General features: G+C 29.6%; 11 protein-coding genes. 8 read left to right on the top strand and 3 right to left on the bottom strand.

Annotation, left to right across the window (positions count from 1 at the left end):
• Positions 1-3: 3 nt before the first annotated feature.
• The 3 genes from H9I45_RS06230 to H9I45_RS06240 all read left to right on the top strand — a co-directional run bounded on the left by H9I45_RS06230 (position 4) and on the right by H9I45_RS06240 (position 3,200).
• Entirely contained in the window at positions 4-324 is a 321-nt protein-coding gene (locus tag H9I45_RS06230; protein ID WP_140422731.1) for a hypothetical protein, read from the top strand.
• Positions 317-2,380 carry a methylmalonyl-CoA mutase gene (gene scpA, locus H9I45_RS06235; protein WP_088353217.1) on the top strand — a complete coding sequence of 688 codons (2,064 nt, stop codon included), beginning with the start codon at positions 317-319 and terminating at the stop codon, positions 2,378-2,380. The genes H9I45_RS06230 and scpA overlap by 8 nt, the downstream gene beginning before the upstream one ends.
• A gap of 106 nt (positions 2,381-2,486) precedes the next feature.
• Positions 2,487-3,200 (top strand): FkbM family methyltransferase, encoded by a 714-nt coding sequence (locus tag H9I45_RS06240; protein WP_088353218.1) that lies wholly within the window; start codon positions 2,487-2,489, stop codon positions 3,198-3,200.
• 72 nt (positions 3,201-3,272) lie between these two features.
• Here the strand turns inward: H9I45_RS06240 and H9I45_RS06245 are convergent, their stop codons facing one another.
• Entirely contained in the window at positions 3,273-3,599 is a 327-nt protein-coding gene (locus H9I45_RS06245; RefSeq protein ID WP_088353219.1) for a hypothetical protein, read from the bottom strand.
• A 188-nt stretch (positions 3,600-3,787) separates the two neighbouring features.
• On the opposite strand from H9I45_RS06245, the gene H9I45_RS06250 reads away from it, so the two are divergent.
• The 3 genes from H9I45_RS06250 to H9I45_RS06260 all read left to right on the top strand — a co-directional run bounded on the left by H9I45_RS06250 (position 3,788) and on the right by H9I45_RS06260 (position 7,613).
• A complete protein-coding gene (locus H9I45_RS06250) occupies positions 3,788-5,308 on the top strand; it encodes a GH3 family acyl-acid amido synthetase (RefSeq protein ID WP_088353220.1) in 1,521 nt (506 codons plus the stop codon).
• A gap of 271 nt (positions 5,309-5,579) precedes the next feature.
• The gene (locus H9I45_RS06255; protein ID WP_088353221.1) at positions 5,580-6,842 is read left to right on the top strand and encodes a putative DNA modification/repair radical SAM protein; all 1,263 of its coding nucleotides are present in this window, start codon (positions 5,580-5,582) and stop codon (positions 6,840-6,842) included.
• Positions 6,843-7,613, top strand: coding sequence for a TIGR03915 family putative DNA repair protein (locus H9I45_RS06260; RefSeq protein ID WP_088353222.1), 771 nt, complete (start codon positions 6,843-6,845; stop codon positions 7,611-7,613).
• Positions 7,614-7,620: 7 nt separating this feature from the next.
• Here the strand turns inward: H9I45_RS06260 and H9I45_RS06265 are convergent, their stop codons facing one another.
• Together H9I45_RS06265 and H9I45_RS06270 are read right to left on the bottom strand one after the other, a co-directional pair.
• On the bottom strand, positions 7,621-9,342 hold the full coding sequence (locus H9I45_RS06265; RefSeq protein ID WP_088353223.1) for an FAD/NAD(P)-binding protein: 1,722 nt from the start codon (positions 9,340-9,342) through the stop codon (positions 7,621-7,623).
• Positions 9,342-9,902, bottom strand: coding sequence for a hypothetical protein (locus tag H9I45_RS06270; RefSeq protein WP_088353224.1), 561 nt, complete (start codon positions 9,900-9,902; stop codon positions 9,342-9,344). The genes H9I45_RS06265 and H9I45_RS06270 overlap by 1 nt, the downstream gene beginning before the upstream one ends.
• A 112-nt stretch (positions 9,903-10,014) precedes the next feature.
• Here H9I45_RS06270 and H9I45_RS06275 point away from each other — a divergent pair, with 112 nt between their 5' ends.
• On the top strand, positions 10,015-13,161 hold the full coding sequence (locus H9I45_RS06275) for a cytochrome c biogenesis protein CcsA (RefSeq protein ID WP_088353225.1): 3,147 nt from the start codon (positions 10,015-10,017) through the stop codon (positions 13,159-13,161).
• Positions 13,162-13,296: 135 nt separating this feature from the next.
• On the top strand, positions 13,297-13,812 hold the full coding sequence (locus H9I45_RS06280) for a hypothetical protein (RefSeq protein WP_088353226.1): 516 nt from the start codon (positions 13,297-13,299) through the stop codon (positions 13,810-13,812).

Consider the following 13,812-nt stretch of genomic DNA (forward strand, 5'->3'; position numbering starts at 1 on the left):
AAAATGAAAGAAAAAGAAGAAATTTTAAAACATCAAAAAAAACAGGTTCAATTAAAAAAAGAAATCAAAAAGATAAAAAAAACAATACCCATCTATTTAGCTGGATTTGTTTTTATAATGTTCTTAATCATATTTCTTTTTGAAGATAAATTGTATATCTATTTTAAAGGATCTTTAAATTTTATATTAATAGGAATATCTATAACAATAATATCTGGAGTTATATTCTATTATTATTGTCAGAGAAAAATTAAATCAAAAGAAAAATTATCCAAAGCAATTGGTGTAAAATTATACAGCTTAATGAAGCTTGAAGATGAGTAGAAAATCAGTAGAACATATTACACTTAAAAAAGGAGTTTCTAAACCTTTAAAATCTTTTAATCACGAAGATTTTGTAGCAGGAATTGCCCCAAATTTACGTGGACCATACTCAACAATGTATGTAAGAAGACCTTGGACAATTAGACAATATGCAGGTTTTTCTACAGCTGAAGAAAGCAATGCTTTTTATAGAAGAAACCTAGAAGCTGGACAAAAAGGATTATCTGTTGCTTTTGATTTGGCAACTCACAGAGGTTACGATTCCGACCACGAACGTGTGCAAGGAGATGTTGGTAAGGCTGGAGTCGCAATAGACTCAGTTGAAGACATGAAGGTTTTATTCGACCAAATTCCATTGAATAAAATGTCTGTTTCTATGACAATGAATGGTGCAGTTTTACCCATTTTAGCTTTTTATATTGTTGCTGCAGAAGAACAAGGAGTTTCTGTAGAACAACTTTCTGGAACCATTCAAAATGATATTTTAAAGGAGTTTATGGTACGAAATACGTACATCTATCCTCCTGCTCCATCTATGAAAATTATTGCGGATATTTTTAAATACACCAGTAATAAAATGCCGAAATTTAATTCTATTTCTATTTCTGGATATCATATGCAAGAAGCTGGTGCCACTGCAGAAATTGAATTAGCATATACACTTGCAGATGGTTTAGAGTATATTAAAAAAGGAATTGACGCAGGAATGGACATCGATTCATTTGCACCAAGATTATCATTTTTTTGGGCAATTGGAATGGATCATTTTACAGAAATAGCAAAATTAAGAGCAGCAAGAATGTTGTGGGCAAAAATTGTGAAACAATTCAACCCAAAAAACCAAAAATCTTTAGCATTAAGAACACATTGCCAAACAAGTGGTTGGAGCCTAACAGAACAAGACCCATTTAACAATGTTGCCAGAACAACAATTGAAGCAATGGCTGCAGTTTTTGGCGGAACACAAAGTTTACATACAAACGCATTAGATGAAGCAATTGCTTTGCCAACAGATTTTTCGGCAAGAATTGCAAGAAATACACAAATTTATTTACAAGAAGAAACGCATATTACAAAAACTGTAGATCCCTGGGCTGGAAGTTATTATGTAGAGGAATTAACAGAAAAAATTGCCAATAAAGCTTGGGAATTAATGGAGGAAGTTGCAGAATTAGGTGGCATGACTAAAGCAATCGAAAAAGGAATTCCGAAAATGAGAATTGAGGAAGCCGCTGCAAAAAAACAAGCAAAAATTGATAGCGGACAAGATGTAATTGTTGGTGTAAATAAATATCAATTAGAAAAAGAAGATCCTTTACATATTTTAGATGTTGATAATGAAGCAGTTCGAAAATCTCAGATAGACAGATTAGAAAAATTAAAAGCAAAGAGAAATACAACAACTGTAAATACAGCTTTAGAAGCTTTAACAAAAGCCGCAAAAACTGGAGAAGAAAATTTATTGGATTTAGCTGTAAATGCAGCAAGAAACAGAGCTACTTTAGGAGAAATTTCCGATGCTTTAGAAACAGTTTTCGGAAGACACAAAGCAGTTCATAAAACAATTTCTGGTGTGTATAGTAAAGAAATAAAAGAAGATAAACTCTTTAAAAAAGCAAAAGATTTAGCAGATAAATTTGCAGAATTAGAAGGAAGACGACCAAGAATTATGATTGCCAAATTAGGGCAAGATGGTCATGACAGAGGCGCAAAAGTTGTGGCAACTGGTTATGCAGATTTAGGTTTCGATGTAGATATTGGCCCACTTTTTCAAACTCCAATTGAAGCAACAAAACAAGCTGTAGAAAATGATGTTCATATTTTAGGAATTTCTTCTTTGGCTGCAGGACACAAAACATTGGTGCCACAAGTTATTGCAGAATTAAAAAAATACGGACGTGAAGATATTATGGTAATTGTTGGTGGCGTAATTCCTGCACAAGATTATCAATTTTTATTTGATGCTGGTGCTGTTGGTGTTTTTGGCCCAGGAACAAAAATTGCACAAGCTGCTATTGATATGCTAACTATTTTAATTGACAGTGTTATTGAGTAGTTGGGTTTTAAAAATTTATTTTCTAATAAATTTGCTAACTTTTTATAGAAAAAAATGAAACATTTCACTTTAATATAGTAATAATACATTTAAAGAAATTTTGTAAATGAATATATTAATTAGAAAAATATATAAGAAACTAAAAGGGTATTTTTATAATTCAATTAAATTTAAGCATTTAAAAATTGGTTTAAAATGTAAAACTAAGTGGTATGGAAATCAGTATGGTGGTTTTAATTTAAATCCAAACTTACTAAATAAAAACTCTATTGTATATTCGTTTGGAATTGGAGAAGACATATCTTTTGACAAAGCATTAATTGACAATCATAATTGCAATGTCTATGGATTTGACCCAACCCCAAAATCTATAGATTGGTGTTCGAAACAAACCTTACCAGAAAATTTTCATTTATTTAAATTTGGTATTTCAGTTAAAACAGGGAAAGTTAATTTTCATCTACCAAAAAATAACCAACATGTATCTGGAAGCTTAATTTTACAAAATAATGTTTCTGAAGATTGTGTGGTAGAGGTAGAAATGAAATCGTTTGATGAAATTTTGAAAATTCTTGAACATGACAAAATAGATGTTCTAAAAATGGACATAGAAGGTTCTGAATACGATGTGATTGAAAATATTTTGAAAACTGGAATTGAGATTAACCAAATGGCTATTGAACTACATGAAAGGTTCTTTAAAAATGGTAAAGAAAAATCTATAGAACTAATAAATATTTTAAATAATTATGGTTACGAAATCTTTGCTATATCTAATACTTATGAAGAAATTTCATTTATTAGAAAAAAAGCATTGTAATTCCTTATAAAAAAATAGTACTTAAAATCTACTACCAATCTCACACTAACTTGTTAACAAAAAATTCCAATCCTACATAAAAACATTCTCATCCTTAGAAATGTTCTCATCAGGAATTTCCTTAAAAAATTCTGCTGTTTCTAAATCTGCAGTTGCACCATAAGCAGCTACTAAAGTTCCTTTTGTGTCTTTGGTTTCTAATACATATAAAATCGACATATCAGAAGGATTGCTCATCCCCTCAAATCTATGTTCAGCAACAATTTTCACATCTTTTGGTATGTATTTTGTCTTTTCATTGTTGGCTATCAATTTAGAATCTACCACCCTATAGCTTTCAGTATATCCTTTTTCTTCATATTTTTTTATTAATTCTAACTCGTTTTTTGCATTTTCCATAATAGTTTAGTTTTTATTTTTATCAAAATAACAAAAAGTTAGAGAGTTCTTTTATTGCAATCCATCTTAAAATTGACTCATATAATTACAAACCCGAATAATAATAATATCGAATTGAATTAATTTTTATTTCTAATGAGTTCATTTTTACATCCTAAATAATTCATCTTTGTGTAAAATTAAATTCAATGGCTATTTTAGGAAACGTTATAAAAGGATTAATCGATTTAAAAGGAGTTTTTACTTCGGAAGTAAACCATACAGAAAATCAAGAAAAAGTACTTAAAAATTTATTAGAAAAAGCAAAGAACACTCAGTTTGGAAAACAATATAAGTTTGAAGAAATATTAGAATCCGATACAATAGAAAAAACATTTTCTAAAAATGTTCCTTATTTCGATTATAATAGTATCGATAAAGAATGGTGGCACAAATTACATAAAGGAGAAGAAAATGTTACATGGCCAGGAAATCCGTCTTATTTTGCTTTAAGCTCAGGAACAACAGGGAAAAGCAGTAAAAAAATCCCTGTAACAGACGAAATGATTGACGCCATAAAAAGCTCTGGAATTAAACAAGTTACAGCATTAAGTAATTTCGATTTACCAGCAGATTTTTTCGAAAAAGATATTATGATGTTGGGTAGTTCTACAGATTTAGAAGAAAAAGATGATCATCTAGAAGGAGAAATTAGTGGAATTAGCGCAAGTAATATCCCTTTTTGGTTTAAAGGATATTATAAACCAGGTGAAGATATTGCAAAAATTGAAGATTGGGACGAACGCGTGCAACACATTGCAGAAAATGCTAAAAGTTGGGATATTGGTGCATTAAGTGGAATTCCTGCATGGATAGAATTAATGATGCAAAAAGTTATTGAGCACCATAATTTAGAGAATATACACGAAATTTGGCCAAATCTACAAGTTTATACTTCTGGAGGCGTTGCTTTCGGACCGTATGAAAAAAGTTTCAACGCGCTTTTAGGAAAACCAGTTACAGTTATAGATACATATTTGGCTTCTGAAGGATACATTGCCACACAAGTTAGGCCAGAAACAGATGCCATGCAATTGAATACCGAAAACGGAATTTATTTCGAATTCGTTCCAATGAATCCAGATTATATAAATGCAGACGGTTCCATTCACCAAGATGCACCTGTTTTTACTATAAATGAGGTAGAAAAAAATAAAGATTATATTTTAATTATTAGCACAGTTTCTGGTGCTTGGCGTTATTTAATTGGCGATACAATTGAATTTACAGATGTAGAAAAAGCCGAAATTAAAATTACTGGAAGAACTAAATTCTTTTTAAATACAGTTGGTTCACAGTTATCTGTCAATAAAATGGACGATGCCATTAAAAGTTTAGAGGAAAAATTCGATACTTTAATTCCAGAATATACCATTTGTGCAAAACGTTTCGAAGATGGCGAATTTTATCATTCTTGGTATTTAGGAACCGATTTAAAGAAAGACGAAGAAGAAGTTGCAACTGCATTGGATAATTTTCTAAAAGATGCCAATAAAAATTACAAAGTTGCTAGAAGCAAAGCATTAAAAGGAGTAAAAGTTCAATTAATTTCCACAGACAAATTCCACGATTGGAGTGATAAAAACAAGAAAAAAGGTGGACAAGTAAAAATGGAACGCGTTATGAAAGAAGAAAAATTTGCAGAGTGGGAAGAATTCGTGAATAATTAATTTTATTTTAAATATATTTATTTGGGCGTTTTAACGGGCTTTACGCACTCGCTTTTTTTCTGAAAAAGAAAAAAGAGCTCAAACAACTGCTTCAATCCCTAACGCACTCACTCAAACCCTAAAAAACAGCTATTTTAAATTTAAAAATAGTTGTTTTTTAATTATGTTAAATGTTCTTTTTCAGTCTAAAATTACCTTAATTATTTCGTAACTTACACTACTTTTTTCTTCGGAAAATTCCCTAATATAAAACTCAATATTTCAATAATTTATGTCTTTCGAAAGGACTTTAGAAAAGCTTAAAATTCTTGCAGACGCTGCTAAATACGACGTTTCTTGTTCTTCCAGCGGAAGTAAAAGAGCAAACACAAACAAAGGTTTAGGAGACGCAACAGGAATGGGAATTTGCCATTCGTATACAGAGGATGGAAGGTGTGTTTCTTTACTTAAAATATTATTGACAAATCATTGTATTTTCGATTGTGCCTATTGCGTTACCAGAAAAAGTAACGATGTAAAAAGAGCCGCTTTTAAAGTACAAGAAGTAGTAGATTTAACCATTAATTTTTACAGAAGAAATTATATTGAAGGCTTATTTTTGAGTTCAGGTATTTTTAAAAGTGCAGATTATACTATGGAACGTCTAGTTGCTGTAGCAAAAAAATTAAGGCTGGAAGAAAATTTTAATGGATACATTCATTTAAAATCTATTCCTGGCGCTTCAGATGAATTAATGAGAGAAGCAGGTTTGTATGCAGATAGATTAAGTGTAAATATAGAAATACCAACAAAATCTGGTTTAAAATTATTAGCGCCAGACAAAAATTTTGAAGATTTTATAAAACCAATGGAAAAGGTAAAAAATGAAATCATTCAATATAAATCTGAAAAGAAAATTATTAAAAGCACACCAAAATATGCTCCAGCAGGGCAAAGTACACAAATGATTGTAGGTGCAAGTGGAGAAAACGATTTCCAAATTTTAAAAACTGCAGAGCATTATTATAAAAACTATAATTTAAAAAGAGTTTATTATTCTGGTTACGTTCCTATTAGTTTAGATGATAGATTACCAAAAATTGGTACAGAAGTACCAATGTTACGTGAAAACAGATTGTATCAATCTGATTGGTTAACGCGTTTTTATGGTTTTCAAACCAATGAAATTGTAAACTTAAATCATCAAAATTTAGATTTAGATATCGACCCAAAATTGAGTTGGGCATTAAGAAACTTGCACGAATTTCCTGTAGATGTAAATAAAGCCGATAAAAGAATGTTGGCAAGAATACCAGGAGTTGGTATGAAATCTGTCGCTAAAATTTTAATGGCAAGAAGATTTAGAAGATTAAATTGGGATCATTTAAAAAAAATAGGAATCGCATTTAACAGAGCACAATACTTTTTAGTTTGCGATAGTAATTTGTTTGAAAGAAGAGATTTAACCGCAGAAAAATTAAAAGCAACTATTTTGAAGAATTCAAATAGTAAATACGATAAATTATTAAGTACTCAATTAAATTTATTTTCTTAAATGACAGGCAAAACGTTAATTTATGATGGTTCTTTTGAAGGTTTTTTAAGTTGTGTCTTTTACATTTTCGAATACAAATTAACAGATGTTATTATTCAAAATGAATTTGTTGTACAAAATGGATTGTTTTCAGAAAATGAAACTATTGCTACAGACACAAAAAAAGCGGACAGAGTTTGGAAAGGTTTAAAACAAAAAGCTTCCACTATTTCTTCCACAAAAATATATTATGCTTTTTTAAGTGAACAATTAGGGGTAGAAAATATCTTGTTAGATTACATTCAATATATTTTTAACAACACAAAAAAAGTTGATACAGATTTTACACAACCCAGTGTTTTAAAAACTTCTCAAATAGCAAAAAACGTAAGCAGAGAAAAACATAGAATGGAAGCTTTTGTAAGGTTTAAACTTACAAAAGACAACATTTATTTTGCAAATATTGAACCTGATTTTAATGTATTACCACTAATTTCAAAACATTTTAAAAGCAGATATGCAGACCAAAAATGGGTTATTTATGATATTAAAAGAAACTATGGTTTATTCTACGATTTAGAAACATTAGAAATGATGCAAATGGAATTTCCAAAGAATTTTGATTTCTCAAAAACCGATACCAACTTTTTTGCAGATGAAGAATTTGAATTTCAGAAATTATGGCAAAACTATTTTAAAAGCACCAATATTACAGAACGTAAAAACATGAAATTGCATATTAGACATGTACCAAAACGTTATTGGAAATATTTAAGTGAAAAACAACCTTAAATTTTTCTTATAATCTGCTTACACATCCTTTTGCCCAATCTTTAATTCTTGGCCCAAAACATTCTAAAATAGCATCTACTCCAATAACACTTCCTTTTGCCAATCTTCCTAAAACTGCTAAAGGAATCTCTTTTTTATCTGCATTTATAATAATTCCGTTTTTATTTGTATGCACTCCAAGTTTCGTATGAATTGGTTTTATAATATCATTTTTTAATAAATTTCGAATAATTGGAGCAGTAACATCTAATATTTCTGGCGCACTTAAAACACTATTTATAATTGTATTTACAGTAATTTCTTTTCCGTTTTTAGAAAATTTCCATCCATTTTCTTTATGTTCAATTTTTGGATTCGCAGCAAAAGAGAAATCAATAATTTCAGCTCTATGTAATGCTAGTAACTGTTGCATACTCTCAATTGGTGGCCCATACGAATATCGTTTTAATTGTTCATCTAATTTTATAACTTCGCTTATAATCTCTTCAGTAACTTTAGCATGAGAAAAAGTCTTATACAAAATAGGTTGGCAATGACGCACAACTTGTCCCACACAGTAATCTAAAGAAATTTGTCTTTTTCCAATAGCCATTTCAACAAAAGAGGCAAGAATAGTAGCAGTATCTTGGCTAGAGTCTTCAATTAAATCGTGTTTATAAGAATCATCTTCTAGCAAAATGATAATTATTTTTTTTAGTCCTTTTTTATCAATATTTAAAGAAATCCTATTTTCTAAATTTAAATAAACTTCACTTCCAATTTCTGCAATAACTTCCATTAAAAAAGAATTCCCATTGGTCTCCTTTTTTCCGTTAGCAACCCCTTTAATACTTTTCTTAAAAAATTTTAACTGTTTTTTAGAAGGTTTAAAAATCTCATCCATTTTTGCATGAATTGGTTTTGGTGCCATTGGCAAACCATTTAATGAATATGGAATAATTTTATGAGCAACATTACTGGAGGAAATAAATTCAGATTCAAAAGTTTTTTTATTTAGGATTTTAAAGCGCCCACTTTTTTCTATGGTTAAAGCTCTTACTGCATCAATCATACTTAAACCTAAACCTCTAATTGCTATGTTTGTTTCTGAAGTAATTTTATCGGAATTAATAATCTTTTTTAAAGGATATACTTGAGAGAAAGAAGTGTGTTTTCTGTTTAAAGATTGTACCTCATAAGTTTCCACATCTTTATCAAACTTTGTTGTCTGATGTCCAATGGTTAATAAAACCTCATCGAAAATAAATATCTCTTTGTCTAAAGATGTTAAATTAAATTTATCAGACTTAAAATCGACATTTACAATAACTGCTTTTAAAATTTTAATTTTATCGTGTGCTTTTAAAACTGAAATAATTGAATTTGCTCGCTCTATTAAATAACAACCTACTTTATTTCTTGGCGGAAATTTATCTGGAATTGTTTTCGATAAATTTTTATCTTTTTTAGGTAACCATTTTTTATAAGAAGGAAATGCAGGTATTTCAAAATCACTAAATTTTATCTTTTCTCTACCAGACAAATCTTTTAGTGCTCTTTCAGAAATATTTATCCAATTTACATTTGGCTGATTTACATTCCACACTTTTCCAGCTCCTAAATCTTCTTCATTTTCGAAAATAGTAATGGTTACATATTTATCTTTTTGTTCTTTCGATAACTTTATACACAAGCATTCTAATGAATGTAAACCTCTTGGACCAAAACCTACAATTGCTAATTTTCTCATTACTGTGTTGCTAATTCGTCTCTTTCTTTAATCAAAACCATAATTTCTTCTGGAGACAAATAATATCTTTTAATTCTATTTTTATAAGCTTCAGGAATATCTGCATTATTCAAAATAAAATCTTTTGTTTTTAAAATATACTCCTCCATATTATGATTTACTGCAAAACTATCTGCAGCTCTTTCTGCTTCGATTATATGATTATCGGACAACAAATATTTAATTCCAAACCAAATTAAATTCAATTTATTTCGATGCTGATAATCCATAATATGCCCTAATTCATGCCCAATCCAACCAATAAAAATATCTTTAGGAATATCTATTGTAGAAAATTCTCTACCAGAAATCTTAAATTTTTCGCTAATTAAAATTAAGAATTTTCGATTCTTTTTCGTTTTAAAAAAACTATCGAAAGTAGGCCTTGCCTGCATTGTAGACTTTTTAATGTTTTTTTTAAACTTAAATTCTATATGAATATTTTTTAACTGCGGATAATGTTGCAACGCAAATTCGACTTCTTCTTTTATATTTAATGGTATTATATGTGTTTTAGACATGAATTTATTTCGATTTTTAACAATTTATATTCAATAAATATAGCGCATACAAACCTCTTATTTGTGCTTTTATGCTTAAATTTGTAACTCTTTTAAAAAGCATTTCATAAGGATGAAAAATATATTCAATTTCCTATACTCTACTCGTTTAATGGCAGTTTTATTTATCTTATTTGCGACAGCAATGGGAATTGCCACATTTATCGAAAACGACTTTGGCACACAAACTTCTAAAGCACTTATTTACAATGCTTGGTGGTTCGAGTTAATTATGGTTTTCTTCGTAATAAACTTCTTTGGAAATATTTTTAGATATCGTTTGTATAGAAAAGAAAAATGGGCTGTTTTAATGTTTCACGCTTCTTTTTTATTAATTTTAATTGGTGCTGGAATTACACGCTATATTGGTTATGAAGGAATTATGTTAATTGAAGAAGGGCAAACCACCAATAAATTCTTATCCGAAACCACCTATTTAAATGCCATTGTAGATGATGGTAATTTACAAAAACCAGAAATTAACGAACCAATAATGCTTTCTGCTTGGGGAAGTAATTCATGGTCGTATTCAGATTCTTTTAAGTCTAAAGAGAACAACATTGATTTCTCTTTCGAACTTGTAGATTATATTCCTTGGGCAGAGAAAAAATTAGTAGAAGACGAAAATGGAGAAGATCATTTATTTTTTGTAGAATCTTCAGAAGGAACACGTCACGAACATTGGATTAAAAAAGGAACTATACAAAATATTCATGGTATTTTAGTAAGCTTTGAAGCTGAAGAAAAAAATGCATCTATCCATTTTACCAAAGAAGATGGTGTTTTAAGAATGAGTTCTAAAGCAAATGGAGATTGGTTTAGAATGGCAGATCAAAAACGAGGAAATATTGTAAAAGATTCTGTGCAAGACTTCCAATACCTAACATTACATAATATTGAGGATTTACAGTTTGTAATTCCAAGACCTGCAGAAAAAGGAATTATGAAAACCGTAAGTGGGCCAAAAGATGATAAAAAACAAGATTTAATTATTGTTGATGTTACTGCAAATAGCGAAACGAAAAGAGTAGAGCTTACAGGAGGTAAATTTAATTCGGATGGTTCCAAAGAACTTGCAGTTGGTGGTTTAAATTTTAGAATGTTGTATGGTTCTAAAATATTAGAAACTCCTTTTAGTATAAAATTAAATGATTTTCAACTAGAAAAATATCCAGGTTCCGAAAGTGCTGCTGCTTATGCAAGCGAAGTTACAGTTATCGATACAGAAGAAACTTTCGATTACCGTATTTTTATGAATCATATTTTAGACCATAAAGGTTTTAAATTCTTTCAAGCAAGTTACGATTTGTCTGATGGTAAAGAAGAAACACACCTTTCTGTAAACCACGATTTCTTAGGAACTTTTGTTACTTACTTAGGGTATTCTTTATTATATACAGGATTAATTTGTATTCTTTTTGCGAAAAATACGCGTTTCGACGATTTGAAAAAAGGACTTACAAAAATTAGAAAGAAGAAGTTAACTTTATCGATTTTCGCGGCAGTTTTATTGAGTATTTCTGGATTTTCTCAACATGACGACCATAAAACAAATAAATTATCTACCCAGCAAATAGATTCTATTTTAAAAGCTAACTTGGTAGATGCAAAACATGCAGAAAGTTTTAATAAATTAGTTATACAAGATGCTGGTGGTAGAATGAAACCTGCACATACTTTTGCATCGGAATTGGTTAGAAAAGTAAGCCAAACAAGTAAATTTAAAGATATGGATCCTAGTCAGGTTTTATTATCTATTATCGAAAATCCATATTTATGGTACGAAGTTCCTGTAATTTATTTAGAAAAAGGAAATACAGAAATTAGAGAGTTTATTAGGGTAGATAAAGATGCTGAATATGCAAGTTTGTCTGACTTTATTGTACCAAATACTGGTGAATATAAAATTCGAGAAAAAATTGCAGAAGCTCAAAAGAAAAAGGTAAAAAATAAATTTGAAAAAGATCTTATAAAAATTGATAGAAGAATTGGTTTATTATATAGCGCTATTGGTGGTGGAATTTTAAAAATTTATCCAATTCCAAATGACGATAATAACAAATGGGTTTCCAGACCAGAAAGCTCTCAAGCAAATTTTAAAGGAACCGATTCTGTTTTTGTTCGACAATCTTTACCTGTTTACATCCAGTTTTTACAACAAGCGAAGCAAACAAACGATTATACTGAAGCTAATAAGATTTTAGACGGAATTAAAAAGTTTCAGAAAAAATTTGGGGCAGACATTTATCCTTCAGAAAGTAAAATAGGTTTAGAGATTGGTTATAATAAAGTGCAACCTTTTCAAAAATTGGCAACCTATTATGGTTTTGTTAGTTTATTTCTAATTGTATTTGTGATTTGGCAAATTTTTAATTCTAAAAAATGGATTAATACTATTGTTAAAGTATTAATCGCAATTACGGTTGCATTATTTATATTCCATACATTAGGTTTAATTTCACGTTGGTACATTAGTGGAAATGCACCTTGGAGTAATGCTTATGAATCCATAATATTTGTTGCTTGGGCAACCATGTTGTTTGGTCTTTTTATGGGAAGAAAATCTGCGTTAACCATTACAGCAACTGCATTTTTGGTGGCAATTACACTTGGATTTGCACATCAAAACTGGTTAGACCCAGAAATTGCAAATTTACAACCTGTTTTAAATTCTTGGTGGCTTTTAGTGCATACTTCTATTATTGTAGCTAGTTATGGTCCACTTTCACTAGGGATGATTTTAGGAATTTTCGCACTCTTTTTAATGATTTTTACCAATGAAAAGAATAAAAAGAAAATGGATTTAAACATTAAAGAAATTACTATTATTAATGAAATGGCAGTTACTGTTGGTTTAGTAATGTTAGCTATTGGTAACTTTTTAGGCGGCATGTGGGCTAATGAAAGCTGGGGTCGTTATTGGGGTTGGGATCCAAAAGAAACTTGGGCATTAATTTCTATTATGGTATATGCTTTTGTTTTACATATGCGTTTAATTCCGGGTTTACGTGGTAGATATACTTTTAATTTATGGTCCATAATTGCATATGCATCTATTATGATGACGTATTTTGGTGTTAATTTCTATTTATCTGGGTTACATTCTTATGCAAGTGGAGATCGAGTTATAACCCCATCCTCTGCATATTACTCAGTAGGTTTTGTTACTATTTTAGGAATTTTAGCTTGGTTTAAATACCGTAAATATTATAAAAAATAATTTCTTTAATTCGTAGATTCTTTCTTGTAAGGTTTTACAAACCTTGTAGGTATTTATAATCAAAAAATGTACTTTTGCTTTTCAATTTAAAATAACCTCTCGAATACGTTCGAAGAGACTAATAAAAAAATAAAAATGTTCCATAAAAATATAAAATTAATTTTAGCAGGTTTAATTACAGTTTGGTCTATATATCAATTTAGTCAAGGAAATATAATGAATGGTATTTCCATCTTATTATTAGCTGGGATTTTCGTTTTATTCTATTTTAAAAATGAATTTATCTTACTTGCTTTTTTACAGTTAAGAAAGCAAAATTTCGAAGGAACTAAAAAATGGTTAGATTATATTAAAAATCCTGAAGCAGCTTTAACAGTGAAACAACAAGGTTACTTTAACTATTTACATGGAATTATGTTAAGCCAAACAAATATTACGCAAGCTGAAAAATTCTTAAGAAAGGCTGTAAAATTAGGATTGGCAATGGATCATGATTTGGCAATGGCCAAATTACAATTGGCAGGAATTGCTATGACTAAAAGACGTAAACGTGAGGCAATAAATTTAATGGCAGAAGCTAAAAAATTAGACAAACACGGAATGTTAAAAGAACAAATGACAATGATGAAACAACAAATGAAAAAGATTTAA

The sequence above is a fragment of the Polaribacter haliotis genome, from assembly GCF_014784055.1.
In the GTDB taxonomy this organism is placed as follows: domain Bacteria; phylum Bacteroidota; class Bacteroidia; order Flavobacteriales; family Flavobacteriaceae; genus Polaribacter; species Polaribacter haliotis.